Source organism: Mesorhizobium yinganensis (assembly GCF_040081985.1).
Taxonomy (GTDB): Bacteria; Pseudomonadota; Alphaproteobacteria; order Rhizobiales; family Rhizobiaceae; genus Kumtagia; species Kumtagia yinganensis.
In genome coordinates, this window is sequence record NZ_JBEBMH010000020.1 from 44,906 (window position 1) to 67,598 (window position 22,693).

The following is a 22,693-nucleotide window of genomic DNA, read 5'->3' on the forward strand; positions in this document are numbered from 1 at the left end:
GTCCGGCGGCTCCAACCGGCGGATTCGGCCATGTCGAGCAGTCCGTCCAGCAGCGGCTTCAGCGCGCTCCTACACTCCGTTTCGTGGGCCAGAAACTTTGGCGGGATGTGTCGGAGACGGAACGCTTCCAATGCCTGTCATCATATTCATGGGCACTCTCCGAAGTCGGTGTGACAGACGCCCGCTCCCGGACCGGGAGCGGGCGTCTTGATCGAGATCTCAGAAGTCCATTCCGCCACCGCCCGGCATGGCCGGGATCGGGGCTTCCTTCTTCGGCTTCTCGGCCACCATGGCTTCGGTGGTGACGAGCAGGCCGGCGACGGAGGCGGCATCCTGCAACGCTGTACGCACGACCTTGGCGGGATCGATCACGCCTTGGCTGTAAAGATCGCCGAATTCGTTGGTCTGGGCATTCCAGCCCCAGGCGAAGTCGGTCTTCTCGCGCAGCTTGCCGACGATGATGGAGCCTTCCGCTCCCGCGTTCTCGGCAATCTGGCGGGCCGGCGTCTCGATGGCCCGCCGCACGATCTCGACGCCGGTCCTCTGGTCGGCATTGTCGGTCTGGACATTGTCCAACGCCTTCGCAGCCCTCAGAAGGGCGACGCCGCCACCAGGAAGGATGCCTTCTTCGACCGCCGCGCGCGTGGCGTGCAGCGCGTCATCGACGCGGTCCTTGCGCTCCTTGACCTCGACCTCGGTCGAGCCGCCGACGCGGATCACCGCGACGCCGCCGGCGAGTTTCGCCAGCCGCTCCTGCAGCTTCTCGCGGTCGTAGTCCGAGGTCGTCTCCTCGATCTGCGCCTTGATCTGCTTCACGCGCCCTTCGATCTCGGCCTTGGAGCCGGCGCCGTCGACGATCGTTGTATTTTCCTTCTCGATCACCACCTTCTTGGCGCGGCCGAGCATCTGTAGCGTGACGTTCTCCAGCTTGATGCCGAGGTCTTCCGAGATAGCGGTGCCGCCGGTGAGGATAGCGATGTCCTCCAGCATGGCCTTGCGGCGGTCGCCGAACCCAGGGGCCTTGACGGCAGCCACCTTCAGGCCGCCGCGCAGCTTGTTGACGACCAGCGTCGCCAGCGCCTCGCCCTCGACATCCTCGGCAATGATCAGCAGTGGTTTGCCGGACTGCACGACGGCTTCGAGGACGGGAAGCATGGCCTGCAGATTGCCGAGCTTCTTCTCGTGGATCAGAACATAAGGTTCTTCGAGCTCGACCCGCATCTTGTCCTGGTTGGTGATGAAGTACGGCGAGAGGTAGCCGCGGTCGAACTGCATACCCTCGACCACTTCGAGCTCGGTCTCGGCGGTCTTGGCTTCCTCGACGGTGATCACGCCCTCGTTGCCGACCTTCTCCATCGCCTCGGCAAGGAAGCGGCCAATCTCAGCGTCGCCATTGGCCGAGATCGTGCCGACCTGGGCGATCTCGTTGTTCTGCGTCACCTTGCGAGCGTTGGCCTTGAGTTCGGCAACCACGGCGTCGACTGCCTTATCGATACCGCGCTTCAGGTCCATCGGGTTCATGCCGGAGGCCACGGCCTTGGCGCCTTCCTTGACGATCGCCTGCGCGAGGACGGTCGCGGTCGTGGTTCCGTCGCCGGCAAGATCGTTGGTCTTCGATGCCACTTCACGCACCATCTGGGCGCCCATGTTCTCGAACTTGTCTTCGAGCTCGATCTCCTTGGCGACGGTGACGCCGTCCTTGGTGATGCGCGGGGCACCGAACGACTTGTCGATCACGACATTTCGGCCCTTAGGGCCGAGCGTCACCTTCACGGCATTGGCGAGGATGTCGACGCCTCGCAGCATCTTCTCGCGGGCCTCGGTGTGGAATTTGACTTCTTTGGCAGCCATTGGATCACTCCTTCAAATCTAGGCAGCTTTCGTTGACTGGTTGGTTTCTTTGGGGCCCGGTTCACGCGGCCTTCTTGAACGCAACGCTCTGGTCGATCACGCCCATCACATCGCTTTCCTTCATGATGAGCAGGTCCTCGCCGTTTAGCTTGATCTCGGTGCCGGACCATTTGCCGAACAGGATGCGGTCGCCGACCTTCACATCGAGTTCGATGAGCTTGCCGCTCTCGTCACGCGCGCCGGGACCGACGCCGATGACCTCGCCTTCCTGCGGTTTCTCCTTCGCGGTGTCAGGGATGATGATGCCGCCGGCCGTCTTCTCGTCGGCTTCGATGCGGCGGACCAGGATACGGTCATGCAATGGACGGAATGCCATGTCGTTCTCCTTCAAGGACAAACAGATTTTGAGGTTCCTCCACACCGGATCGGCAATATCGGGCCGGTGCGGGGCGCAGCGACCCTTCGTCAGGCATCACGCGGATTTCGAGCTAGTTTTGCGATTTCGGCATTTCAAGAGGCATCACGAAATTTTTTGGCACTCGATCCTGCCGAGTGCTAGCACCATGAAAACATGCAGCTATTTGCCATTCGGTCTATGGGGCGGGACTTGAAATTTTCCCGTGGTCGAGCAAAATCCGAAAACCGCCATGCGCCATGCACGGCGTCTCGAATTGAGATCAAAACGGAGCTTTTGGAACGGCAACACGGAAGGAGGAAATCGATGGGCCGAACCGACTTTTCGATGATCATCCCGTCACTGGCACCCGAAGCCAATGACCTCGCGCTCGACCGGCTGCTGTCGCCGGAACGCCATTTCGACCATCCCGACGACGTGCTGGGCGACCGCACGCTCGACCTGAACGAAAAGCGGGCGATCCTCTCTTCGTGGGCTTCGGACGCGTGCGCGGTCGAAGCCATGCCGGCGCTGCGGCACCCGCCGGGCGCCCGGCAGCCGGTCTCGTTCGACGCCATCATGGACGCGTTGCGGCGACTGGACGGCCCGGGTTCGGCGACTGAACACCGAAACGAGGTTAGCCGCCGAGCCGAACGGCAGCGGCTGGATGCCTAGGCAGCGAGCAAGAGGAAAGGTTGAGAATGGCAGCGAGCGTGAGCCGGGAGTTCCGGATGCAAATGGAGGGCTATGGACTGACTACCGCAGAGATTCACTACCGCATGCCCGATCATCCCAGCCTGCTGCAGCTTTATGTCTGGCAGGAATATGATCTCGCGCCCGACTTTCCCGAACTCCGCGGCTTCCTCGACTACTGGAAGGAAACGCTGGAGGGCGCGCTGCACTCGGTGCGCGTCGCCCACCATCGCCTGATCAAGCCGTCCGAGTGGAAGGCGGTGGACGGCATCATCGCGATTCACTGAGCACCGGCGGCCGACACGCTTGCCTCGCCGGATGCCGGCCGATGCCAAGCTGGCGCGCTCGACCGCCGCAGGCTTGGCAACAGCCCCGCCCGATCGGCGGCCTTGACGAAACTTCGCCGTGCCGGCTTCGCGCCACACCATCCGTCGAGCGCGTCGCGACAGGCCGACTGCGCGTTGCGCCAGCTTCTGCCTCTGGCCCATTGCGGCCATTCGTTCTGAAGGCATTCGATCGCTTCGAAGCTGGTCGCGACCTTGCGGTCGCCGATGCCGGGCAAATGCAGGATGACGGGTTCCGAAAACGCGACGTCGTTCATCACTTCCTCCAGCAATTCTGATCGTCTTTTTGAAGAAGCTACCTGAAGGGCGAGCGCTCCTTTCCGACAAAACGAGGTGGCAGCTTGCGGCCCGAGTTCAAGATGCGCCGGCTCAGACGGTGCGCGACGTCTCGTCCTCGTCCGGCTCCAGCATTTCGATCAACCTGCCCACTCGGGTTCCAGGCAGCGGGCGCCCCGCACCCATCAGCGCCTCGTCGTTATGGAGCCAAGCCCATGCCTCTCTAAGTTCCTCGACCGATGCTCCGGTTCCCATCAACTCTGCGACGACTTCGTCGTCGACCGGCCCAAGGATGGACACGATCTCGCCTCGCGTAATCGCCATCGTCCAGCCTCCCAGTATTTGCGACTCGTTCCGAGCACGTGAGGTTTGGAAACGTCGAATGTCTGATCGACGTTCCGACGACAATTTGGTTGCGTAAGGGGTCTTGACGCTCGAAAAAACGATTCCTAGGTCAGTGGCGCCGGTCGCTGAACAGGACCGGCATGGTCAGGGAGCGCCGGCTTCTTGGCGCTCCTCGTACCCATGTTGCTCAATGGAGGATATGGCTATGAGAACAGCATTCGACTTTTCCCCGCTCTATAGGTCGAGCGTCGGCTTCGATCGAGTCTTCGACCTTCTCGAGAACGCGAGCCGGGCGACAACGACGATCGACAACTGGCCCCCTTATGACATCGCCAGGACCGGCGAGGACGACTACCGCATTACCATGGCGGTGGCCGGCTTCAGCCAGGACGAGCTGTCGATGACGCAGGAGCAGAACATGCTTCTGGTGACTGGCGCGAAGAAAGACGAAGACAGGGCCGAGTATCTGCATCGTGGCATCGCCGGTCGCGCGTTCGAACGCCGCTTCCAGTTGGCCGACCACGTGAAGGTCACTGGCGCTGGGTTGGAGAACGGCCTCCTGACGATCGATCTCAAACGCGAGATTCCCGAAGAGATGAAGCCGCGCCGGATCGAGATCGGCAGCGTCGCGGCCACGCCGAAGGTCGCACAGCGCAAGATCGAGGCCGAAAAGCAGGCCGCCTGAAGCTATCCACGATGATGCTCCCAAGAGCCGGACGTTCGCGTCCGGCTCCCGGCGGAGCTTTGCTGAAAGGCACACCATGAAGACATGAAAGGAGAAAACCAATGAGCGTACGTGATCTGATCCCTTGGGGCCGCAACAACGGAAACCAGCTTCCGAGCGTCTTCCGCGACGAAGATCGTGACCCGTTCCTGTCGCTGCATCGCGAGGTGAACCGGCTGTTCGACGACGCCTTCCGCGGCTTCGACAGCCGTCTTCCCGCCCTTGGCAGGTTCTCCTCTTTCGGCGGCGGAGGCTGGCCGAACGTGGAAGTCTCCGACGGGGAGAAGGAAATCCGCGTTACGGCCGAGGTCCCCGGCCTCGAGGAGAAGGACATCGAGGTCCTGCTGGAAGATGGCGTGCTGACGCTGAAGGGTGAGAAGAGGTCCGAGACCGAGGACAAGGACCGTCAGTTCACGGAGCGCTTCTACGGCCGCTTCGAGCGCCGCATCCCGCTCGGCTACGAAGTCGAGGACGACAAGGTCAGCGCCGATTTCAAGAACGGCGTGCTGACCGTCGCCCTGCCCAAAACCGAGCGTGCGCAGGCGAAAGCCAAGCGCATCGCCATCAACGGCAGGAACTGATCTGACCGAACCAGCCGGAGGCGGGTCCACGACCGGCCTCCGGCCTGACCTTCGCCTTCTTCAGGGAGGTATGAACGATGGAGACGCTGCACGAGAACAAAGCGCTTTATGAAAGAATGACCCCTGCTCGGCCGGGCAATGACAACCGGCCAGCTTCTTTCCGGGCCTTGTCGTTCGGCCGATCGGTCTTCCCGGAAGGCACGGTGGCGCGGATTTACCGGCCCGGCCGATCCGTCACGACTTCTGCGAGGACCAGATCTACCTGGCGGCTGACGTTCGAGCACCGCACCGCGCCCTTCATCGAACCGCTGATGGGCTACACCTGCGGCCGCGATACGCTGACACAAGTCGAACTGAGCTTTCCGACACTGGAATCGGCCGTCGGCTACGCCGAGCGTCAAGGCCTGAACTATGTCGTCCGGATGCCCGTCGAGCAGGTTGGCGACAGGTTGACCGACAACGACGAGAGGCTTGGGCGGCGTGGAAGCTCGATGCACACCTTCATTGGCCTTGACGCTGGAAATCCGCCTTCACATATTTTTGCCAGGTCGCTGCCGATTGCAGGGGCGGCCATTTCTCAACCACCTGAAATCGTTCGAACATTGGAGGTTTCGATGAGCGCGAGAACGTTCGACAGTCCTGTATTCGTGAGAGCCGCGGAGGGTCTCATTCAGGAGATCGCCTGCCTTGACGATGCCTTCGACTTTCTCGACGCGTGGCCCGAGCACCGCCGCGGTGTGATTTACGAAACCGCGCGACGTGCATGCTGCCGGGCCTTTGACGGCCTGATACCGTTGAAAATCGCGCGGGATGCAATTGCCGGCTTTGCCCGCTCGGTAAATATCCTTGAGGATGTCGTCACGCCGATGCCCTGGATGGCCATCGCAAAAGCGGGCGAGACCGGCGGTGTCGCCGCCTGATCGTTCGGAAGGAGGAAACGATGCTTTCTCAACCCTTCGAAAAGCCCGTTCGCGTATGGGTCGGACTTGGCTTCCCGCGGCAGTTGAACTCGGTTGTCGACGCCTTTCGGTTCCTCACGGACTGGTGCGGCAACAGTCCCGAGCAGAGGGCGGCGATCCGGGCCTGCAAAGCCGCATTGGCCGGCGACATCGATGCCGAGACTGCGCGCGGCATCCTCGTGCAGTTCGCCAGGAAGAAGGATATCCTGGTTGAAGATGGCGCGATGCCTCCGGTCACGACCGCTGGGCAACTGTGGCACATCTGACTTGCGCGGGGCGACATCGAGGCGGTGGCCAATAGGTCACCCCCTCGTCAGCGGATGCGAGACATCTTTACGCAACTTTGTACCAGCCGAGCTTAGATCGCTTGGCCTCGCCGCCATCTGAATTGCGCTAACGGAGTGGGTCGGTGGCTATCTCGTACCCAAAATGGACGCTTCCAATTTTGTCCTCGACGGTATTTTCGTTTTGTCATGTGCGGTTTCGGGAGCACCGTCATCTGACCTGAATGACCGAATGTGGGCGGAGCGGACGATCGACTATGCTGCCGGTGGTTCGGCATTCGCTTGTCTCGGAGTCGGCGTTCCCAGAAAATTCATCAGCGCTGATTTCCTGGAATTTCGATCAAGCGCATAGGCGGTGTGAGTGAAAGCGACGCCATCGAGCAGACCCTGTATGTAACCAGCGATGCTGTCGGCCGCCATGATAAGCGCGGTGTCCACCGTGTGGATGTAGCGGCTCGTTATCGTCCCTCGCGAATGCCCGACCAAGGCAGCGATCGTAGCCTCGGTGAACCCAAGATCATTGCCGATGCTAGCGAAGCTGTGCCGGAGAACATGCGGCGTGATGCCGGCCAGGTCGGAATTCTTGAGCAGCTTGGTCCACTGCCTGGGGAAGCTACCAAATGGGGTGCCATCCTCCCAGCCGGGAAAGACGTAGTCTTCAGCATCCTGCTCATCCTCGCGGCGCGCCTCGAGATATTCCAGGACCGGCAGGCCAATAGGACGTACTGACGCTCCCTCCTTGCTGTCAGTCAGGCGCAGGCAACTACCGTCGATGTCGACTTCACCGTATTGCAGACCGATGACTTCGCTGCGGCGGCAACCCGTCAGAGCGATCACCCGGATTATTTCTGCGGTGGTCCTGTACTGCCCGTCCTCGACCGCGTTCCGCAGAATGTCGCCAAGCGTGCGATACTCTTGCTCGCTGAGGCGGCGGGCGTTGACCTGGTCTTTGGGCTTGCGAACTCCATGCACGGGATTCTGTTCTATGATGCCGAGTTCAACGGCATAGCTGAGGATGCCGCCGAAGAGACCGATGGTTCGCGCCGCCGTACCGGCTCCACCGCGCACGATCGCACGCCCGCGCAGCTTGTCGGTCTTGACGTTCGCGCGGGTCTTGCCCGCCATGATGTCCTTCATGGCCTGGGTGATGTCGGACTTGGCCAAATCCCGCACCCGCCGATTGCCGAGCAGAGGAACAATGTGGCGCTCGATGCGCCCCACGTCGGTGGAGATCGTCGTGGCCTTCTTCGGCCGTCCTCGCTTGCCGAGCACAAGGCCGTTCCCAAGATCTTCGAGATAGCGGGTGCAGAGTTCCTTGACGGTGATCGCCTCGCGATCAAGCTTGCGTTCCTCGGCAGGGTTGCCGCCTCTGGCGACCTTGCCGAGCAACACCTTTGCCTCGCGCCTGGCCTCTTCCGGGGTCCACACCCCGTGCAGGCCTATCGTGAACCGACGGGATCGGCCAGCAGCACGGTATTGAACGACGTAGCTCCGCTTCCCCGAGGCGAAGACGCGCAGCCCAAACCCGGGTAGTTCGTCATCCCAGAGGACATAGTCCGAGGTTCTGATTTCTGTGCTATCGACGGTGCGTTTGGTCAGCTTCGCCATGCGTGGGCATCTCCTTGAGGGATTCCGCGCGTAAGCAAAGCGTAAGCACGGCAGGGTAGGATTTCGGCCGCCCTGTCGTAGCCTCGACGTTTTTTGAGATCAATTTTGTTTTGTGATTTCAGTGGCATAGCGCGCAATCGGATAGAATTGGATAGTTTCGGCGGAACCGATTATCCATTCTCCGAAGGCAGAGGCCGTTGGTTCGAGTCCAACCGGGTGCGCCAATTCCTGATTGTGTTTCAAGTAGTTAGCCATACAAGTTAGTTACCTGAAGTCCTCAGGGTTGAGCGGCGTAAGCATTGGGAACCCGAGTTTAATTAGTATCATATCGCCACACTCTGCGGATTTTCGGCAGAACGGTGCGAAAACGGCACTTTCCGGCGGGTGAGCATCAAAATGAAGGTGGAGCGTTGCCCACGAAGGCAGCAGTCAGCTTGTCTGGTCAGTAAGGGCCTGCGCGTTATGTGCGAACTTCGGGCCGCCGAGCTGCGTCAACGATCTCACCGCGGGCGACTTATCGCCGCTGCGGTCCAGAAGCCGACGCATAGGACGATCGCTCCGATGCCGATGGCGATCAGCACCGCATCGTAGCCGCCCGTTGCCGACCAGATCCACGCGGCCGCCAGCGGAGCGACCGCCAAGGTTGCGTTCATCGGTGCGACGAGCGCTCCATTGATCGCGCCGGTGGATCCCGGCTGATCATCTCTGGCAGCATGAATCCACGCACGATCGTGATAATGCCGTTGGCGGCGCCGTAGCATGCGGCGATGGCGGCGATGACCAGAGCGCTCGGCGGCGCCCAGGCGAACCCTGCCACAGCGATCGGGAACACGATCACGATCATGAATGCGTTGTCCGTGGGCTTGCCCGGCCGCGAGAAGTCGAGCTCGACACCCTTCTGGTATGCCCACAGATCGAGTCGCGGGAGATGAACTCGGAACCCTGGTCGACCCTGATCGCGGTCGGATAGCCGACCGTCTTGCATGCCAGCTCCAGGGTCTTGACCACATCCTCGCCGCGGTAGCTGAACCTTGGATCGACCACCGGCGAGAAACGCGAGAAGGTGTCGAGACGGCGAGCACACGGATCTTGCGGCCCGTGGCCAATTGGTCATGGACGAAGTCCATCGCCCACACCTGATTGCCCTGGGTCGCATCGGTCCGGTCCTCTCGCAGCTTCGCCTTCACCCGGCGCTTCGGCGTCTTGTTCCGCAGCTGCAGGCCCATCTCCTTGTAAAGGCGATAGATCCGCTTCGGATTGACCACCCAGCCCTCGCGACGCAGCAGGACATGCACGCGCCGGTAGCCATAACGCACCCGCGTCTGGGTGATCTCCCTGATCCTGGCTTTTAGGTCGGCCTGCTCGCCGTGCTTCGACTTGTAGTGATAGAGCGACGTATCGATCCGGAACGTCGCACGGGCCCGGCGGATCGACACCTTCCAATCCGCCCGGACCTCATCCACAAGCCGCCGCCGACGGGCAGGCCTCATAGCTTTCGGCGGACGAAATCCTGCAGCATGGCCTTGTCGAGCGTCAGGTCGGCGACGATCTTCTTCAGCCGGCTGTTCTCGTCCTCCAGCTGGCGCATGCGCTTGACCTCGGACGGCGTCAGGCGCCGTAGCGCTTCTTCCAGTTGTAGAACGTCGCGTCGGAGATGCCCGCCTTGCAGCCTGCCGCTCTACCTGCTGCCGGAGTCCGTCGTGCCAAGCGAAGAATTTGTCGTCGAATGCAACAGACTGCCAGCGGCTTTCCCGGCTAAATTAGAGCGGCCACACTAGGACGATGAGCGGCACGCCAAGCAAGACCACGATGAACGAGAGGGGCAGCCCCAACTTCCAGTAGTCACCGAACCGGTATCCTCCCGGTCCCATGACCAGCGTGTTGCACTGGTGACCGACCGGGGTAAGAAAGTCGCAAGCCGCACCCACAGATACCGCCATAAGAAACGCATCGGGCCTGGAGCCGATCTGCCCGGCAAAGGTAGCCGCAATGGGCGCCATCACAAGTACGGTCGCTGCATTGTTCAGAAACGGGGTTACCGCCATTGTCGCTACCATCATCAACGCGAGCGAACCGTAGGACGGCAAGGTGCCGGCGAATTGATAGACCCATCCGGCGATGAGATCGGCACCGCCAGTCGTTCTGATCGATTCGCTGACCGGAAGCAGCGCTCCGAGCATCACCAGAATGGGCCAATCGATAGCTTCGTAAGCCTCGCGGAGCGACAGCGCCCCGAAGAGAACCGTCAATACCGCAGCGGTAAAGAAGGCCGTTGCGACCGGCAGCATGCCTGATGCTGCAAGCGCCATGGCACCACAGAGAATCGCCACAGGAAGCATGCCCTGGCGTACATTCCCCAACCGGATTTCGCGCTCGGCCAACGGCAGAATGCCGAGTTCCTTCAACTTGTCGGGAAACCTTCCAAGGTCGCCCTTTAGCACGAGAACATCGCCCGGTTGCAGGGTGATGTCCCGCAGACGCTCAGTGAACCGCTCGCCGCTGCGGCTGACTGCAAGCAGGTTAATGTTGAAGCGCTCGTGCAGAGCCATGCGCTTGGCAGTCTGTCCGACCAGGATGGAAGTTGCCCCAATTACAGCCTCTATTCCGACAACTTCTCCCGCACCGCCGCCTCCGGTGACTCGGCCCTCTCCTTCCAGTTCGAGGCCGGCTCGGCCGACTGCGCGTTCGAGCGCTTCAGGGTCGCCTTCGAGCAGCACAATGTCGCCCTCGACGAGAACGGCGTCGGGCAGCAGGCTGAGACGCTCTGGTCCATGGCGTATAACGCCGGTCACCAGGATCTCGTAGTCGCACAGCTTCGACAGGTCACTGGTGGTCTGGCCGACCACCGACGAAGTCGCCAAGACGCGGGCTTCCGTCATGTAGTCCTTCAGATCGATCGCCTCGTCCATCGTTGCGGCCGGCTTGCGACCGCCAGGTAGCAGCCGATAGCCGAATACTAGAAAGGCCACACCAGCGACGGCGATGCCGAGCCCTACCGGCGTGAAATCGAATATCCCGAAAGGTTGACCGGTCAGTTCCTCGCGCATGCGCGAGACGATAATGTTAGGCGACGTACCAACGAGAGTGATCAGGCCTCCAAGCAGCGAACCGAATGCCATTGGCATGAGGAACCAGGAAGGCGATGCGTTTGAGCGCCTCGCCATCTGAAACGCCACTGGGATCATCATCGCAAGCGCGCCGATGTTTTTGACGAACGCGGAGAGGACGGTGACCGTCGTCACCAGAACCACTATCTGCCCCTGAACCGAGGTGATCTTGGGCGAAATTCTGTGGAGTGTGGCTCCTATAATCCCAGAGCGTTCGACCGCCGCACTGACCACCAGCGCACTCGCGACGATGATCACGATGTCATCGCCGAACCCGGAGAAGGCAGCCTTATGAGGCACAATGCCGGCAAACACCGCAGTCAGAAGAGCAAGCACGGCGACGAGATCGTATCGAAGCCGACCCCAGATAAAAAGGACCATCATCCCCGACAGGACTGCAAAAGCGAAGATCTGAGCTTGCGTCATGACCTAGTATTCATGAGCGTGATCGCGAACGGTGCCGCCAGCATCATCGCGACCGCAATGCAAGCCGGTCACCCGAAGCACGCTCGAACCACGTGTAAAGAGGCCAAGTGGAGAAGGCTATCACTGCTGCACACAAATGGGCTGACAGGAAGGGCCAGAGAACAAGAAAGCAAGGGTATCGCGAGCAGGACAAGCGAGCTGATCCTCAAGGTTTGTTCGATCGGTTATCCAAGGGAGATTTTACCGGCTGCGGCGTTGATCCGGCTAGCACGCATTGCGACCGACTGCGTTCACCTTGATCTTGAGCATAGGGCACCAAGGAGCGAGGTGGGAGTCCAGACGTGATACTTTCGTCCGCACAGGCACGGCGCCGACGCATGCATGGCTCACTCGGGTAAGGGCGGCGTTTCCATGCCAAGGTGTAGATATTCGGAGGCAATTGTTCCTACGCGACCGTAGAACTGTCGGTTCGGACGCCGGCGCTTTCCTGGTGTTTGATCGTGACGGCGGTGCCGGGATCTGCATCGCGTTGCTGAATCTCAGCCTGCAGATTCTTTACAAGAGCCTCCACAATGCCTGTCCCTAGACCCGCCTTTGGTGCATCACTCCCCGCAGGGATGCCGATGCCGTTGTCGGTAACCGAAAGGGCCCAGTCATTGCCGGACGACCGATAGTCGATCACAATGGTGCCTGTTCGCTCATCGGGGAAGGCGTGCTTGAGGGCGTTGATGACAAGCTCGGTCACGATAAGCCCCAAGCTGACGGAAACGTCCGCTTCCACTGCGCTGTTGTCGACCGTCACCTGAATCGAGAGCCGATCAGGATCCGCTATCATAGACGCGCCAAGACTTTGGCAAAGCTGAGTCAAATAGGTACGAAGTTCGACGTTGCCGCCGTTGGACGTCGAGAGTTGCTTCTGCAGGGCTGCAATCGACATGACGCGGTGATGGGCGTTGTGGAGATGCCCGCGCGCTTCGTCCGACTGAACCCGACGCGCGCTCTGCATGAGAACGCTGGCAATGATCTGGAGGCTGTTTGCCACCCGATGCTGGACCTCCTGCAGCAGGATCGCCTTGTCGCGAACGAGATCATCTTTCAGGCGAGCCTCCGCCCGCGCGTCCGTCACGTCGGTCACGGCCAGCAGAAGGCGAATGTGATCCATGTCGCCGTCGTCGAGCGTGTGAGCGTTGACGACCAGGTTCCGTGTCTTCTGCTTTGGCCGCCTGAGGTCGATCTCGTAGGCTTCGACCTGCGCGCTTCCTGAAGCGGTAGCCCTCAGAAGCGACGCAAGCTTGGGCATCGCCCATTCGCCGTTGCCAAGTTCGCTGAGGCGTCTACCGGGAACTGTCGCTGGGTCGATTTCGAAGGCTCGGCAGAACGATGCGCTCGCTGCTATGACCCTCTGGTCGTCGGAAAGGAAGAGCAGCGGTTCGTTCGACGATACCACAACGGCAAGCGTGCTCGCCGCCTCGAAATGCACAGTCGGTGCCTTTGACATGAAGAGGCCCTCAAGGGCCGGAGACTCACGGCGTGAGCCATCACTCGGCAGGAACGCCGCCGAGCCGGAAAGACGAGTTCGACGAATACACCCTATCACGCCCCGCGCATGCCAACACCATACTAAATCCTGCGCGAGCAGATCGATGTCGGAAAAACCCTCGCGCCACCGCGCGGAAGTCTGGAGCGACCCAGGCGCGCATGACGTTCCCGCACGAGGGTGCGGAACGGCAACTGACTGAGCGGACAATAGAACCGCCGCTCCGGTTGCGAAGCAGCGGTGGCGGTCTGTTCCAACATCGACCAGGGTCAACAAACGGCGAGTTGCACTGCCACGTCGTCTGCGCCAAGCCTTGCTCCCATGGGCGGAACCTTTTGCTGCCACACGTGTTGGTTAGATGTCCCCACCTTTCCGTGTGTAATCCGGCGGGACGCGCTATTAGCGCAGAAAGCACTCAGATGAAATTCATTCAGCGCATGAACGAGCAGCCCTCGTCTTGGCTCCTGCTGTTCGGCACAATAGCTATCCTCGGCTACCTTGTGTATCTCGTCGGCAATGGAATGACCTGGTAGCGCTCTTATGCCAATAAAGCGCGCCATTCCGGCGCACGTTCGTGCAGCCATCGCTACCTTCCTGCACCATTGTCAGAATGAAGCGGCGCCGTTTGCCGGAACAGAGGCTCTGGGCGCAATCTGAACGATGTTTCCTGAGCTGGATATCTCGGATGCCGATCTGGAGGACGCGATATCCGGAGTTGCCGCAAATGCTGGCTTCGATGTTGGTTACGAAACGCGAACTGGCTCGGCTCGTGCGAAGCGGAAAGCGCTTGAACGCTGGGATAATGAAGGCGGAGCAATTGGGAAAGCCCCTCGGATGGAGACCTTGCAGCGGACCGATAACGACGCGAACGGCACGCGGCGGAAGCGTGAGATCGGGAAGACGGCAATATTTGATCTGGCTCGGTCGCGCGCCCGGGAATGTGGAGCGATGAGATACCGATGAGTGAAGTCGTTACTTTGTTTGCCGACAAACGGTGGAAGGCCGTGATCGATTATCGAACGGAGGAAGGCTCGCAAAGTCTCGAACACTATTTCGAGGAGATTTCCGAGCTGCATCTCATCATAGAACACGGACCGGACTGGAATCAGCTCATTCTGCACCGTGACGCTAAATCGCCCGGATGATGGCGGAGATCAAAACAGCGTCAAGAAGGCACTCCGCCAGGAACGCAGGTGGTAGCAAGACTCGCCAGTCGGCCAAAACCAGCCCAAGGTGTTGTCATGCACGGTTCCAAGCCTCGGGAGATCCGCTACGCCTTGCGGATCGAAGACAACGGGACATGGACGGTATTCGACACGTTTACCGACAAACCTGCCGAGATTGGCGACCGACTGACCACAGAGATGCAGATGAACGATGCCGAGGAGATCATGGAGGTCCTAAACCTCCTCCATCCCGCGAACGACAACGGGACGATTCACTAGCGAAGGCTGGATCCCATCAAAGCCTCTCGATGCACCGCGAATCCCTGATCAGTTTCGCTCTGCAGAAGAAATGCCGAGCGAACTTTGAGTGCCACCGCATTTTGGATGTCAGCTCCACAGGTAAGGGAATTTTATGAGCAAACAGCGCCGCATATTCCCGGAACGCCGCCGAAAAATATGCACCAACGCCTCAGGGGTCGTCTCTGCTCTACGGCCTCATCGCCGTGGTTCTGCTCGGAGCGTCTCTCTGGATCATCGGTCGCTTCTACGGCTTCGGTTTTCCGGATCACCCCACTTTCCTTGTCACTGGGAGTGTTGTCGCCTTCTGTGGCGGCTTCATCCTCAGACGGGTCCGGAGGCATCGTCACGACGTTGCCTATGTGAAAGAGTTCAATAAGCGAAGCACACGGTGATGGGACCGCATCGATGAAGCTGACAGTCCTATCACAAGACGACGTATCGCTACTCACGTCCCGTCGTGCTCCAGCCCCACCGTATCATGCTCAGGCCACGCGGCAGCCACGACATCGTGGTGCTGGCGAGTTCGCTCAGCTGCTCGCCAAGGCGGAGTTGGACTGGACACAAGATGTTTTCGGCAATCTGATCGCGACTGCGACGTTCTCGCATCCCACGGCCGAACTCGAGATAATCAATGATCTGGCTGTCCGGCAATCGGCAACGGAATGGCCGATTTTCCGGATCGCACCAGAAGTACATTCGTTTCCGTTCGAATACTCACCCGACGACCTCGCCGCCCTTGGCACCCTCGTTGTCTTTGAACACGCGGACCCGGAAGACAGACTGAGAGCGTGGGCGCGGAGCTTCATTCGCGGCGCGTCGACAGATACGTTGTCTCTGCTGAAGGATATCAATGCCGGCATGCTCGATGCAGTGGCTTACCGGACTCGCGACGAGGAGGGTACGCAGACGCCACTCGAGACACTTTCGCTTGCCAGTGGCTCCTGTCGCGACATCGCCGCGCTCTTCATCGAGGCTGTTCGTCATCTCGGCCTCGGGGCTCGAGCAGTCTCAGGCTACCTCTTCGACCCCCACGCATCTCCGGGTACTCAGGGCGCGACTCATGCGTGGGCCGAAATTTATCTCCCTGGTTCGGGGTGGATCGCCTTCGACCCGACACACCGCCGAGTGGGGAACGCTAATCTCGTTCCGATAGCGGTGGCTCGCAGCAATCGACAGATCATGCCGATCATCGGGGGCTATGTCGGCCTGCCGGAGGATTTCATTGCCATGGACGTGACCGCACATGTCGCGCGGGAGAGATAGTCACAGATCTCGGCGCGGGCTATCACTGATCGCGTCATCTAACCAACGGCTCAGTTAGCCGTCGAAGACCGAGAGCATGGCGGGTGCGCCGTGTAGCTTGGTAGGTTCAAGGGCCGCGTTCTTCGGAAGGATTTTGCCCCTGCCAAGGACGGATAAGGGCTGCACGGCGCATGTTGTTTGACAGATCAATCGAGCAGATTTTGGGAATTGGCGCACTTTTGCTTTTAGGCATTGGCTGCATTGTGGTGCTCTGGCCATTCCTCTCCGCATTGATCTGGGCGGCGGTGCTCTGCTTCTCCACCTGGCCAATCTACACTTGGTTGGAGCGACTTCTAGGAGGAAGGATGACGCCGGCCGCGCTTCTCATGACCCTGATTGTAGCAGCTGTTGTTGTGGCGCCGTTTGCCATCTTGGTGGCAACACTGGCCGATAGTGTGGCGACCGTGGCCCAGGCCGTGAACAACCTGCTTGAACAAGGCCCACCTGCGCCGCCCGCCTGGGTGGCCGAAATCCCGTTCCTAGGTGAGCGCCTAGCACTTTACTGGCAGGGCCTGGCCTACAATGCGCCCGCCTTCCTCGTCGAGCTGACGAAGCTGATACGTCCTGCGACCGACATCGCGGTGGCCAGCGGTGCGGTTCTGGGCGTCGGACTCCTCGAACTGGCACTGAGCGTGTTCATCGCGTTCTTCTTTTATCGGTACGGCCGCCAAATGGCAGCTTCCGTGCGCGGCAGTTCCGAGCGGATCGGTGGCACTCGCGCACGACGTCTGCTCTTAGTTGCCGGCTCAACAGTTACCGGGGTGGTTTACGGTGTGATCGGGACGGCGATTGCGCAAGGACTGCTGGCGGGGCTTGGGTTCTGGATCGCAGGTGTGCCCCAGGCCCTACTGCTCGGCTTCCTCACATTCCTCTTATCCTTCGTGCCCGCCGCTCCTCCCCTGGTCTGGGGGGGTGTCGCACTATGGTTGTTCTTTCAGGGCGAGGTCGGCTGGAGCATCTTCGTTGCGGGTTGGGGTTTGCTGCTGGTGAGCAGCATCGACAACTTCTTGAGGCCGTATCTTCTCACGCAAGCCAACAGCTTGCCCGTACTGCTCAGTTTCTTCGGATTCCTGGGCGGCATTTTGGCGTTCGGCTTCATAGGTGTGTTCCTAGGCCCCGTACTCTTGGCGGTTGGTTACAGCCTGTTCCTTGAATGGCAGGCGTCCGACAGAGAAGCGTAGGCACGCGCCGAAAGGATGAGTGAGATGCCTATCGCTATACGAGGAAGCGGCGAACCGGCGCGTCCCTCGGCAGCCGTGCGGCTGTCTTCCTTGCCATGGTGCATGGCAGCAACGATATGCTCTAGGTGCGTTGGAAAGACCGTCGTCCAATTCCGGCGCCACAACAGGGACAGCCCGATTGCGAAAATCTCTGACAAAATCGCGCGGCTCGCCGCGTTACAGGCCCGGAACACGGCCGTCAAAGATTATAGCGGCGCGGCCGGTCATCTCCAGGCGCTGACTGTGAAGCGGCGTGAAAAGTTGACTCAATTTTTTGATCCAGGTGGTGGGAGTTTTGCGCTGAGTTCTAGGAGGAATCAGCGCGATGAATCAAACGCTTCGATCATGTCAGCTGGTGGCGAAAGGGCTCGTTCTCGAGCGATGGCTCGGGGAAGGTGATCAACTCAGCCTGTGGGTTCGGTCGAACCGGGAGGACGGTCGATGTCCGAGTTGCGGGACGATCTCGCGCAGGGTGCGTAGCCGGTATTGCCGACGGCCCTGCCGACCTGCCTCTTTCTGGCGACCGCGTCCGGCTGCACGTGACCGTGCGGCGCTTTCAGTGCGAGGCGGTGCTTTGCCGCCAGCAGTTGTTCGCTGAACGGTTCGCCGAGGACGTGCTTGCGCCGATGGTGCGGCGCACGGGACGGCTGGAACAGGCACTGACGCGCGATCGCGGGCGGCGGGGTCTTCAGTCGCCGCCTCGCTTGCGGACATGCGCTCCACTGTAGCCAAGCTGAGGCACCACTGCCCCGCTTGGGCCACGCGAGGATCCAGTGATCGGATGCAGAAAGGCTCGGCCTCGGGGCACGATCCTGGACCTGGCTCGCCTGATTCGATACGGCGCCAAATCCATCCGTACGGAGCCTGCTTCCACGGCCTCAGCGCTCTGCCAGTGGCCATGCTCATCTAGATGCCGTCACACGCCGGGCAGGCCTCTATTCCACTTCCAAGGCCGCGGTCATGCCGGCGCACGTCGTGCATCCAGCGAAGTCTACCGGAAATCGGCAGCCGTCAGCGTATAGGAGGTTTGGCGGCGATGGGAGTAGGCCTCGCGGGCGACGTCGTGGATCGAACTGCGCGCCGCATCGAAGGTCGAGAGATACATTTCCTCCGATAGCTCCATTCTGCGCAATCCAGCAGAGGACTTGGCGAGCGCCTCCACTTCGACAAAGAATGGCACTTCGAACATGCCGTCGTGCCCGATAAAGCGAATTGCGTTGCGCACTTCGTCGAAGCTGCGGCTGGGGTTCAGGAATTCAAGAGTCATCGTTGACCTGCCCCTACCGTTACAACTGGCAGCGGCGCAAGCAAGCGTCCGTTCGCTTGCTCTTTGCGTCGCACATCATTCCGCCGATTGAGCGACAGCATGCCATCGGTCGCGTCCGAACGGCTAAGGCCGATCATTTCCTCTCCCTCCCTGTTGGCTGGTACGCCGGTGAAGACATTGTAGATTGTCCAGGACCGGTCGCCTTCGATGCGACGGCCATACTGTTCGTCGCCCGGCGCGCGAGCGGATGCACCGCCTTCATTGTCCCAGACGCTGATCGCGTTGTCGTGCCGCTGCCGTTCGATTTTTTCTATGTATCGGTTCATGATCGTGGCCTTTCTCCAGTGGTCACGTCGACATCAAGTATGCCGGAAAACAGCGCCGCGCCGTATAGGTTGGTGATCGCGACTGCATCGGGCCGTTGAGGCATGTCGAGCGTCTGTGAAAGCAGACGCGCAATCTCAATGGCGTTGGCGATATCGTCGGCTTCTATCGTCTCTCGGCCGACCACGGCGTGGGCGTCATCTGCATCCCGGGTGCGGTAGAACTCGATGACGAATTTCATGGCGCTACTTGTTCTTTCAGCCGAAGCAGCACTGCCTCAGTGCTTGCCTTTACCTTGTGACGCGTTGGCGTTTGCGGCAACCTTGATCTGGCTCCCGAAGCTGCTTTCAGGCTTTGGTGGGGCCTTCTCCTGTTTCGGCTTTCTGATCTCGCGATTGCTTCGTTTCTGACCCTTAGCCATGTCCGAACGTCCTTTCGATGAGCGTTGCGCCGCTGCCGGATTGCGATATGTCGACCAGCTCGAGGCTGTCTTGCGTCGTTACCCGCTCATGACGCTCGTCATCGTTGCGGATGCGATACTGAAGCGAATCTCCCCGTGGCGGCAACGTGCCGGTGATGCGGTAGATTTCTGCATGTGGAGTCAGCCTTCCAAATCCGCCTCTCAACCGGACAGTCTGCCCGATCGTGAAGAGATGGGCAGGAGACTCGTGGCGGGCGGGGCGGGCTGTTGACCGGATGGAACTCGTCGATATCATGACTGCTGGTGATCCTTTTCGAGTGCGGCGTCGAGATCAGCAGGATCGATCCGCGCCATCTGATGTGTGTGGCCATCAATGCCGATGGCTGGCAGGTGAATAAAGGCGCCTACACGTCTCCAAGCGAGGCGGGAGGATACCTCCAGCAATTCCTCATCCTGGTCGACACGATAGTCGCCAGCAGGCTGTGCAGCGTCGAAGCCGCGCAGCATGAAGGGTGCGGAGAACCGGACCACAGTCTGCGTAGTACGCGTTGTCATGGGCCATACCTCCGCAGGACAAGCGCCTCCCGCATGATCCCATTCGAACCGGAACGAACTTGCGTGCTGCCAGTACATCCGTGGTCAGCGGCGGGTTCATTCCGAGGTTCGAACAGGGCGACATGCGCGCCGGGTCGGCGCTTGACACATTCGCTATCGAGAATTCGGTGGTGAATGGCGGGTCGTAGTCTCTGACACCGCGAAGCCAAATCGGCCAAATCAACGAGTTTCATATATGGGCTGAGATCGGCCTCCCTGCAAGGCGATCTGCATTTTTATTTGCTCATTGCGTGCGCGGAAAATTAAACGCTCGGAAACAATCTCGGCGAAAAGCTGGGTAAATTGATTTGCGATGCGATTTTGCTCGATGGACACGTTGCGCAATATTTCTGGGAGCTCGAAATAACTATGGCACTCCTATCATTCGAATGCCACAGTCGCTATGTATCTAAAGTGACCGCCCTTCCTACAGCTTGCAGAAGCGGCAGTTCGTCGAGCCGCTGGCTGGCGACAACGCCCGGACGCACCACGGCCGACGGCGCCGTGCGCAAGGTTGGTTCACCGTACTTGCTGCCTAGCAAGTCACCACTTGGCCGGACCTTATCCTTCAACCACGGAGCTACACCATGATCGTGTTCTCAAAGAAGACCTCCACGGCTGGAAACAACGCCAAAGAGGCGGAGGTACGGCGTGAAGCGACGCCGACAGAGCCTCCGCAGGAGGAGAACCGTTTCGACCAGATCCGCAGGAAGGCGGCGGCCGGTCACCGGAAGTCCGACACGGATGGCGCCTTGCGCAGGGCGCGGCAGACAGTCGAGGACAATCGACTTCTTTAGTCGCGCGCTTCTTCCACGCGAAATGAGCTTGCGCCTCCAACGCTATCAAGCGGTGCCTCCAAGATCCAGGTGAGGCCGTTCGATCCGAACAGCAGCTCGCCCGAGCCACTCAACGCCTGAGGTGCCACTCTCCTCAGAACGACGCTGCCAAAACCCGCCTCCGTCGCAATGTTCTGGACCCTGGGGCCGTCTTGCTCGTTCCAGATCAGTCTTAGAAACGCGCGGTCCTGGATTTCGATGACCTCCCACGAGACGGCGATGGTCCCCTGCGTGCCTGAGAGCACGCCGTACTTGATGGAATTCGTGCCGAGTTCATGGAATGCCATTCCAAGGTGCTGGACGGCGGTTGGGCTGAGCACCACGGAAGGTCCCGACGTGGATACCCGATCTCCAACGGTGAAGGCTCTAATCTGAGCCAGGAGCAGCTCGGCAATCGTCGCTCCTTTCCAATCGGCCGCCACGAGGAGGTCATGCGAACGGGCCAAGGCCATGATGCGTTCGCGAACAAGGCGCTCGAATGCGTCGGCGCTTTTCGAACGCTTGTTCGTCTCACGCACCATCGACAGGATGACCGCGTACTGGTTCTTCACGCGGTGGTTGACTTCACGCATCAGCGCCCGGATTCGATGCTCGCTCTCTTTTGCAGCGGAAACATCACGGGCGATTTTTGAGGCACCGACGATCCGGCCTGACGCACTACGAACAGGGGAGACGGTGAGCGACACCGGGATCAGCTTTCCGTCCTTGCGCCGGCGGATAGTCTCGAAGCTGTCGACACGCTCGCCCCTTCGGATGCGCTCCAGGATCCGCGGCTCTTCGCCTTGTTGGTCCGCGGGTATCAGCATGGTCACCGACTTGCCCACCGCTTCCTCGGACGAGTAGCCAAAAAGCCTCTCCGCGGCAGCATTCCAGCTGGTGATCACGCCATCCAAATTCTTGCTGACGATCGCGTCGAAGGACGACTCGACGATCGCTGACAAGTGATGGGCAGCCGCATCCATCCGCCTGACCTCGCTGAGGTCCACCAGAGTATTGACGCCGCCAACAACGCTGCCATCCCCGTCCCGCAAGGGAGTCGGGAAGGGAAGGAACGGGACGAGCGTTCCGTCGGGGCGCTGCGCGAGCGCTTCGACGTTTCTCACCGGCCGGTTCTCGCGCAGTGAAGTTGCCATCGGGCATTCGTCGTGGGGAAGCGGCTGCCCTTCTGAACTGAGCAGCCCGTGGGTAACACACCACTTGTCCTTCCCGATCTCCGGCCTGCGACCGGCGAAATCGACAGCGGCCTGATTGTAGTAGGTGACATTCCCGGCGCGATCCGTTGTGTAAACCGCGACTGGTAGGCTGTCCAAGATCTGCCGGAAGTTCTGATCCTTCACGTCGAGTTCGGCTTTGGTACGGTTGAGCTCCGTGACATCGAACGAAAAGCATCTGCTATGAGCAAATTTCCCATCGAGCAGGTGTGGACTGGACGTGACCTCGACGCTCTTGATCGATCCGTCGTGTGCCCTGAGCCGCGCAGGCACCGCCTCGACGCTTTCTCCCCGACCTAGCCGCTCCAGAATGCCGTCAACGGCGTCCTGGTCCACGTGGAAATCCGCAATGTGACGGCCGACGTAGTCCTCGCGAGAATACCCTAGCAGATGAAGTTCCGCTTTGTTGGCATGCAGGATCGTACCGTCCGGTCCCACGACGTGAAGAGCTACGGGGCCATTATCGAAGAAGTCGCGAAAATCCACCTCCGGCTGCGGATCCAAGTGCGTGCCGTCGATGTCGGCAGCGCTTACCGCAGACGGTGTATCTCGAACCATATGGCGAATGTCCCTTGGGGCTTGATCAACCCCGTTGGGCCAACCTCATGAAACGCGCCGATTGTGGTTTCGTTCCGTGCTGCCAAAAGATTCGTACTCCTGTCCTGGGAGATGCTGCCGTCACCTTTTTCTCTGCCGCCTATCGTTTTCCGCCTCGTGGCGTGCATAGGCAGAACGCTCCGGCGCGCCATGGGAGCCACTTCGTAGCCAAGGAATTAAAATGCTGGACATTAATAATCGTTTGAGCTATACAGCCTAGTCGACTTTTGAAGTTCGAATATTGTCATTCGCGCTCCGGCGCTGGTCTACGATTTTCCTCTCCGAAATATCGATTTCTACTCGCGCTGCATTCGCAGCGGGAGAGT

25 protein-coding genes and 1 pseudogene are annotated in these 22,693 nt (G+C 60.2%); 11 read left to right on the forward strand and 15 right to left on the reverse strand.

Annotation, left to right across the window (positions count from 1 at the left end):
- Window positions 1-219: 219 nt before the first annotated feature.
- Entirely contained in the window at window positions 220-1,851 is a 1,632-nt protein-coding gene (groL, locus tag ABMA59_RS26670; RefSeq protein ID WP_349008415.1) for a chaperonin GroEL, read from the reverse strand.
- Window positions 1,852-1,912: 61 nt separating this feature from the next.
- Window positions 1,913-2,227, reverse strand: coding sequence for a co-chaperone GroES (locus tag ABMA59_RS26675; RefSeq protein WP_349008416.1), 315 nt, complete (start codon window positions 2,225-2,227; stop codon window positions 1,913-1,915).
- Between the two features lie 345 nt (window positions 2,228-2,572).
- Between ABMA59_RS26675 and ABMA59_RS26680 the strand changes: the two genes are divergently transcribed.
- A complete protein-coding gene (locus tag ABMA59_RS26680) occupies window positions 2,573-2,920 on the forward strand; it encodes a hypothetical protein (RefSeq protein WP_349008417.1) in 348 nt (115 codons plus the stop codon).
- Between the two features lie 26 nt (window positions 2,921-2,946).
- On the forward strand, window positions 2,947-3,225 hold the full coding sequence (locus ABMA59_RS26685; RefSeq protein WP_349008418.1) for an usg protein: 279 nt from the start codon (window positions 2,947-2,949) through the stop codon (window positions 3,223-3,225).
- Here ABMA59_RS26685 and ABMA59_RS26690 read toward each other — a convergent pair.
- A complete protein-coding gene (locus tag ABMA59_RS26690) occupies window positions 3,219-3,539 on the reverse strand; it encodes a DUF982 domain-containing protein (RefSeq protein ID WP_349008419.1) in 321 nt (106 codons plus the stop codon). The two genes, ABMA59_RS26685 and ABMA59_RS26690, sit on opposite strands and share 7 nt — an antisense overlap.
- Window positions 3,540-3,651: 112 nt before the next feature.
- Window positions 3,652-3,882, reverse strand: a complete 231-nt coding sequence (locus tag ABMA59_RS26695) for a hypothetical protein (RefSeq protein ID WP_349008420.1) — start codon at window positions 3,880-3,882, stop codon at window positions 3,652-3,654.
- 226 nt (window positions 3,883-4,108) lie between these two features.
- On the opposite strand from ABMA59_RS26695, the gene ABMA59_RS26700 reads away from it, so the two are divergent.
- From ABMA59_RS26700 to ABMA59_RS26715, 4 genes are all read left to right on the forward strand, one after another.
- Entirely contained in the window at window positions 4,109-4,588 is a 480-nt protein-coding gene (locus ABMA59_RS26700; protein ID WP_349008421.1) for an Hsp20 family protein, read from the forward strand.
- A gap of 101 nt (window positions 4,589-4,689) precedes the next feature.
- Window positions 4,690-5,208, forward strand: coding sequence for an Hsp20/alpha crystallin family protein (locus ABMA59_RS26705; protein ID WP_349008422.1), 519 nt, complete (start codon window positions 4,690-4,692; stop codon window positions 5,206-5,208).
- A gap of 77 nt (window positions 5,209-5,285) precedes the next feature.
- On the forward strand, window positions 5,286-6,128 hold the full coding sequence (locus tag ABMA59_RS26710) for an NADH dehydrogenase ubiquinone Fe-S protein 4 (RefSeq protein WP_349008423.1): 843 nt from the start codon (window positions 5,286-5,288) through the stop codon (window positions 6,126-6,128).
- Window positions 6,129-6,148: 20 nt separating this feature from the next.
- Window positions 6,149-6,433 (forward strand): DUF982 domain-containing protein, encoded by a 285-nt coding sequence (locus ABMA59_RS26715; protein ID WP_349008424.1) that lies wholly within the window; start codon window positions 6,149-6,151, stop codon window positions 6,431-6,433.
- Window positions 6,434-6,706: 273 nt separating this feature from the next.
- On the opposite strand, the gene ABMA59_RS26720 is transcribed toward ABMA59_RS26715, so the two are convergent.
- From ABMA59_RS26720 to ABMA59_RS26740, 5 genes and pseudogenes are all read right to left on the reverse strand, one after another.
- Window positions 6,707-8,059, reverse strand: a complete 1,353-nt coding sequence (locus ABMA59_RS26720; protein WP_349008425.1) for a tyrosine-type recombinase/integrase — start codon at window positions 8,057-8,059, stop codon at window positions 6,707-6,709.
- A gap of 500 nt (window positions 8,060-8,559) precedes the next feature.
- A complete protein-coding gene (locus tag ABMA59_RS26725) occupies window positions 8,560-8,712 on the reverse strand; it encodes a hypothetical protein (RefSeq protein WP_349008426.1) in 153 nt (50 codons plus the stop codon).
- 188 nt (window positions 8,713-8,900) lie between these two features.
- A pseudogene (locus ABMA59_RS26730) lies at window positions 8,901-9,724 on the reverse strand (IS3 family transposase); the annotation flags it as partial.
- Window positions 9,725-9,819: 95 nt separating this feature from the next.
- Window positions 9,820-11,592 (reverse strand): SLC13 family permease, encoded by a 1,773-nt coding sequence (locus ABMA59_RS26735; RefSeq protein ID WP_349008427.1) that lies wholly within the window; start codon window positions 11,590-11,592, stop codon window positions 9,820-9,822.
- 445 nt (window positions 11,593-12,037) lie between these two features.
- Window positions 12,038-13,090 (reverse strand): sensor histidine kinase, encoded by a 1,053-nt coding sequence (locus ABMA59_RS26740; protein WP_349008428.1) that lies wholly within the window; start codon window positions 13,088-13,090, stop codon window positions 12,038-12,040.
- Window positions 13,091-14,088: 998 nt separating this feature from the next.
- Between ABMA59_RS26740 and ABMA59_RS26745 the strand changes: the two genes are divergently transcribed.
- The 4 genes from ABMA59_RS26745 to ABMA59_RS26765 all read left to right on the forward strand — a co-directional run bounded on the left by ABMA59_RS26745 (window position 14,089) and on the right by ABMA59_RS26765 (window position 17,078).
- Window positions 14,089-14,274 carry a hypothetical protein gene (locus ABMA59_RS26745; protein WP_349008429.1) on the forward strand — a complete coding sequence of 62 codons (186 nt, stop codon included), beginning with the start codon at window positions 14,089-14,091 and terminating at the stop codon, window positions 14,272-14,274.
- A 48-nt stretch (window positions 14,275-14,322) separates the two neighbouring features.
- Window positions 14,323-14,574: a hypothetical protein gene (locus tag ABMA59_RS26750; RefSeq protein WP_349008430.1), complete on the forward strand. Its 252-nt coding sequence runs from the start codon at window positions 14,323-14,325 to the stop codon at window positions 14,572-14,574.
- A 426-nt stretch (window positions 14,575-15,000) separates the two neighbouring features.
- Window positions 15,001-15,858, forward strand: coding sequence for a transglutaminase-like domain-containing protein (locus ABMA59_RS26760; protein ID WP_425475989.1), 858 nt, complete (start codon window positions 15,001-15,003; stop codon window positions 15,856-15,858).
- A gap of 170 nt (window positions 15,859-16,028) precedes the next feature.
- Window positions 16,029-17,078 (forward strand): AI-2E family transporter, encoded by a 1,050-nt coding sequence (locus ABMA59_RS26765; RefSeq protein ID WP_349008433.1) that lies wholly within the window; start codon window positions 16,029-16,031, stop codon window positions 17,076-17,078.
- 1,030 nt (window positions 17,079-18,108) lie between these two features.
- Here the strand turns inward: ABMA59_RS26765 and ABMA59_RS26775 are convergent.
- The 5 genes from ABMA59_RS26775 to ABMA59_RS26795 all read right to left on the reverse strand — a co-directional run bounded on the left by ABMA59_RS26775 (window position 18,109) and on the right by ABMA59_RS26795 (window position 19,684).
- Window positions 18,109-18,384 (reverse strand): DUF1488 family protein, encoded by a 276-nt coding sequence (locus ABMA59_RS26775; protein ID WP_349008434.1) that lies wholly within the window; start codon window positions 18,382-18,384, stop codon window positions 18,109-18,111.
- Window positions 18,381-18,710 (reverse strand): hypothetical protein, encoded by a 330-nt coding sequence (locus ABMA59_RS26780; protein WP_349008435.1) that lies wholly within the window; start codon window positions 18,708-18,710, stop codon window positions 18,381-18,383. The genes ABMA59_RS26775 and ABMA59_RS26780 overlap by 4 nt, the downstream gene beginning before the upstream one ends.
- Window positions 18,707-18,949, reverse strand: coding sequence for a hypothetical protein (locus tag ABMA59_RS26785; RefSeq protein WP_349008436.1), 243 nt, complete (start codon window positions 18,947-18,949; stop codon window positions 18,707-18,709). The genes ABMA59_RS26780 and ABMA59_RS26785 overlap by 4 nt, the downstream gene beginning before the upstream one ends.
- A 172-nt stretch (window positions 18,950-19,121) precedes the next feature.
- Window positions 19,122-19,424 carry a hypothetical protein gene (locus ABMA59_RS26790; RefSeq protein WP_349008437.1) on the reverse strand — a complete coding sequence of 101 codons (303 nt, stop codon included), beginning with the start codon at window positions 19,422-19,424 and terminating at the stop codon, window positions 19,122-19,124.
- A complete protein-coding gene (locus tag ABMA59_RS26795; RefSeq protein WP_349008438.1) occupies window positions 19,421-19,684 on the reverse strand; it encodes a hypothetical protein in 264 nt (87 codons plus the stop codon). Before ABMA59_RS26795 ends, ABMA59_RS26790 begins: the two co-directional genes overlap by 4 nt.
- A 626-nt stretch (window positions 19,685-20,310) precedes the next feature.
- On the opposite strand from ABMA59_RS26795, the gene ABMA59_RS26800 reads away from it, so the two are divergent.
- Window positions 20,311-20,520: a hypothetical protein gene (locus tag ABMA59_RS26800; RefSeq protein WP_349008439.1), complete on the forward strand. Its 210-nt coding sequence runs from the start codon at window positions 20,311-20,313 to the stop codon at window positions 20,518-20,520.
- On the opposite strand, the gene ABMA59_RS26805 is transcribed toward ABMA59_RS26800, so the two are convergent.
- Complete coding sequence (locus ABMA59_RS26805) at window positions 20,517-22,328, reverse strand: PAS domain S-box protein (protein WP_349008440.1); 1,812 nt, start codon at window positions 22,326-22,328, stop codon at window positions 20,517-20,519. The genes ABMA59_RS26800 and ABMA59_RS26805 overlap by 4 nt on opposite strands.
- Window positions 22,329-22,693: the final 365 nt, after the last annotated feature.

What these genes read in the sequence shown, in the direction of transcription:
- groL (WP_349008415.1), bottom strand. Translation starts at nt 1,851, where the DNA reads ATGGCTGCCAAAGAAGTCAAATTCCACACCGAGGCCCGCGAGAAGATG.
- ABMA59_RS26675 (WP_349008416.1), bottom strand. Translation starts at nt 2,227, where the DNA reads ATGGCATTCCGTCCATTGCATGACCGTATCCTGGTCCGCCGCATCGAA.
- ABMA59_RS26680 (WP_349008417.1), top strand. Translation starts at nt 2,573, where the DNA reads ATGGGCCGAACCGACTTTTCGATGATCATCCCGTCACTGGCACCCGAA.
- ABMA59_RS26685 (WP_349008418.1), top strand. Translation starts at nt 2,947, where the DNA reads ATGGCAGCGAGCGTGAGCCGGGAGTTCCGGATGCAAATGGAGGGCTAT.
- ABMA59_RS26690 (WP_349008419.1), bottom strand. Translation starts at nt 3,539, where the DNA reads ATGAACGACGTCGCGTTTTCGGAACCCGTCATCCTGCATTTGCCCGGC.
- ABMA59_RS26695 (WP_349008420.1), bottom strand. Translation starts at nt 3,882, where the DNA reads ATGGCGATTACGCGAGGCGAGATCGTGTCCATCCTTGGGCCGGTCGAC.
- ABMA59_RS26700 (WP_349008421.1), top strand. Translation starts at nt 4,109, where the DNA reads ATGAGAACAGCATTCGACTTTTCCCCGCTCTATAGGTCGAGCGTCGGC.
- ABMA59_RS26705 (WP_349008422.1), top strand. Translation starts at nt 4,690, where the DNA reads ATGAGCGTACGTGATCTGATCCCTTGGGGCCGCAACAACGGAAACCAG.
- ABMA59_RS26710 (WP_349008423.1), top strand. Translation starts at nt 5,286, where the DNA reads ATGGAGACGCTGCACGAGAACAAAGCGCTTTATGAAAGAATGACCCCT.
- ABMA59_RS26715 (WP_349008424.1), top strand. Translation starts at nt 6,149, where the DNA reads ATGCTTTCTCAACCCTTCGAAAAGCCCGTTCGCGTATGGGTCGGACTT.
- ABMA59_RS26720 (WP_349008425.1), bottom strand. Translation starts at nt 8,059, where the DNA reads ATGGCGAAGCTGACCAAACGCACCGTCGATAGCACAGAAATCAGAACC.
- ABMA59_RS26725 (WP_349008426.1), bottom strand. Translation starts at nt 8,712, where the DNA reads ATGAACGCAACCTTGGCGGTCGCTCCGCTGGCGGCCGCGTGGATCTGG.
- ABMA59_RS26735 (WP_349008427.1), bottom strand. Translation starts at nt 11,592, where the DNA reads ATGACGCAAGCTCAGATCTTCGCTTTTGCAGTCCTGTCGGGGATGATG.
- ABMA59_RS26740 (WP_349008428.1), bottom strand. Translation starts at nt 13,090, where the DNA reads ATGTCAAAGGCACCGACTGTGCATTTCGAGGCGGCGAGCACGCTTGCC.
- ABMA59_RS26745 (WP_349008429.1), top strand. Translation starts at nt 14,089, where the DNA reads ATGAGTGAAGTCGTTACTTTGTTTGCCGACAAACGGTGGAAGGCCGTG.
- ABMA59_RS26760 (WP_425475989.1), top strand. Translation starts at nt 15,001, where the DNA reads ATGAAGCTGACAGTCCTATCACAAGACGACGTATCGCTACTCACGTCC.
- ABMA59_RS26765 (WP_349008433.1), top strand. Translation starts at nt 16,029, where the DNA reads ATGTTGTTTGACAGATCAATCGAGCAGATTTTGGGAATTGGCGCACTT.
- ABMA59_RS26775 (WP_349008434.1), bottom strand. Translation starts at nt 18,384, where the DNA reads ATGACTCTTGAATTCCTGAACCCCAGCCGCAGCTTCGACGAAGTGCGC.
- ABMA59_RS26780 (WP_349008435.1), bottom strand. Translation starts at nt 18,710, where the DNA reads ATGAACCGATACATAGAAAAAATCGAACGGCAGCGGCACGACAACGCG.
- ABMA59_RS26785 (WP_349008436.1), bottom strand. Translation starts at nt 18,949, where the DNA reads ATGAAATTCGTCATCGAGTTCTACCGCACCCGGGATGCAGATGACGCC.
- ABMA59_RS26790 (WP_349008437.1), bottom strand. Translation starts at nt 19,424, where the DNA reads ATGATATCGACGAGTTCCATCCGGTCAACAGCCCGCCCCGCCCGCCAC.
- ABMA59_RS26795 (WP_349008438.1), bottom strand. Translation starts at nt 19,684, where the DNA reads ATGACAACGCGTACTACGCAGACTGTGGTCCGGTTCTCCGCACCCTTC.
- ABMA59_RS26800 (WP_349008439.1), top strand. Translation starts at nt 20,311, where the DNA reads ATGATCGTGTTCTCAAAGAAGACCTCCACGGCTGGAAACAACGCCAAA.
- ABMA59_RS26805 (WP_349008440.1), bottom strand. Translation starts at nt 22,328, where the DNA reads ATGGTTCGAGATACACCGTCTGCGGTAAGCGCTGCCGACATCGACGGC.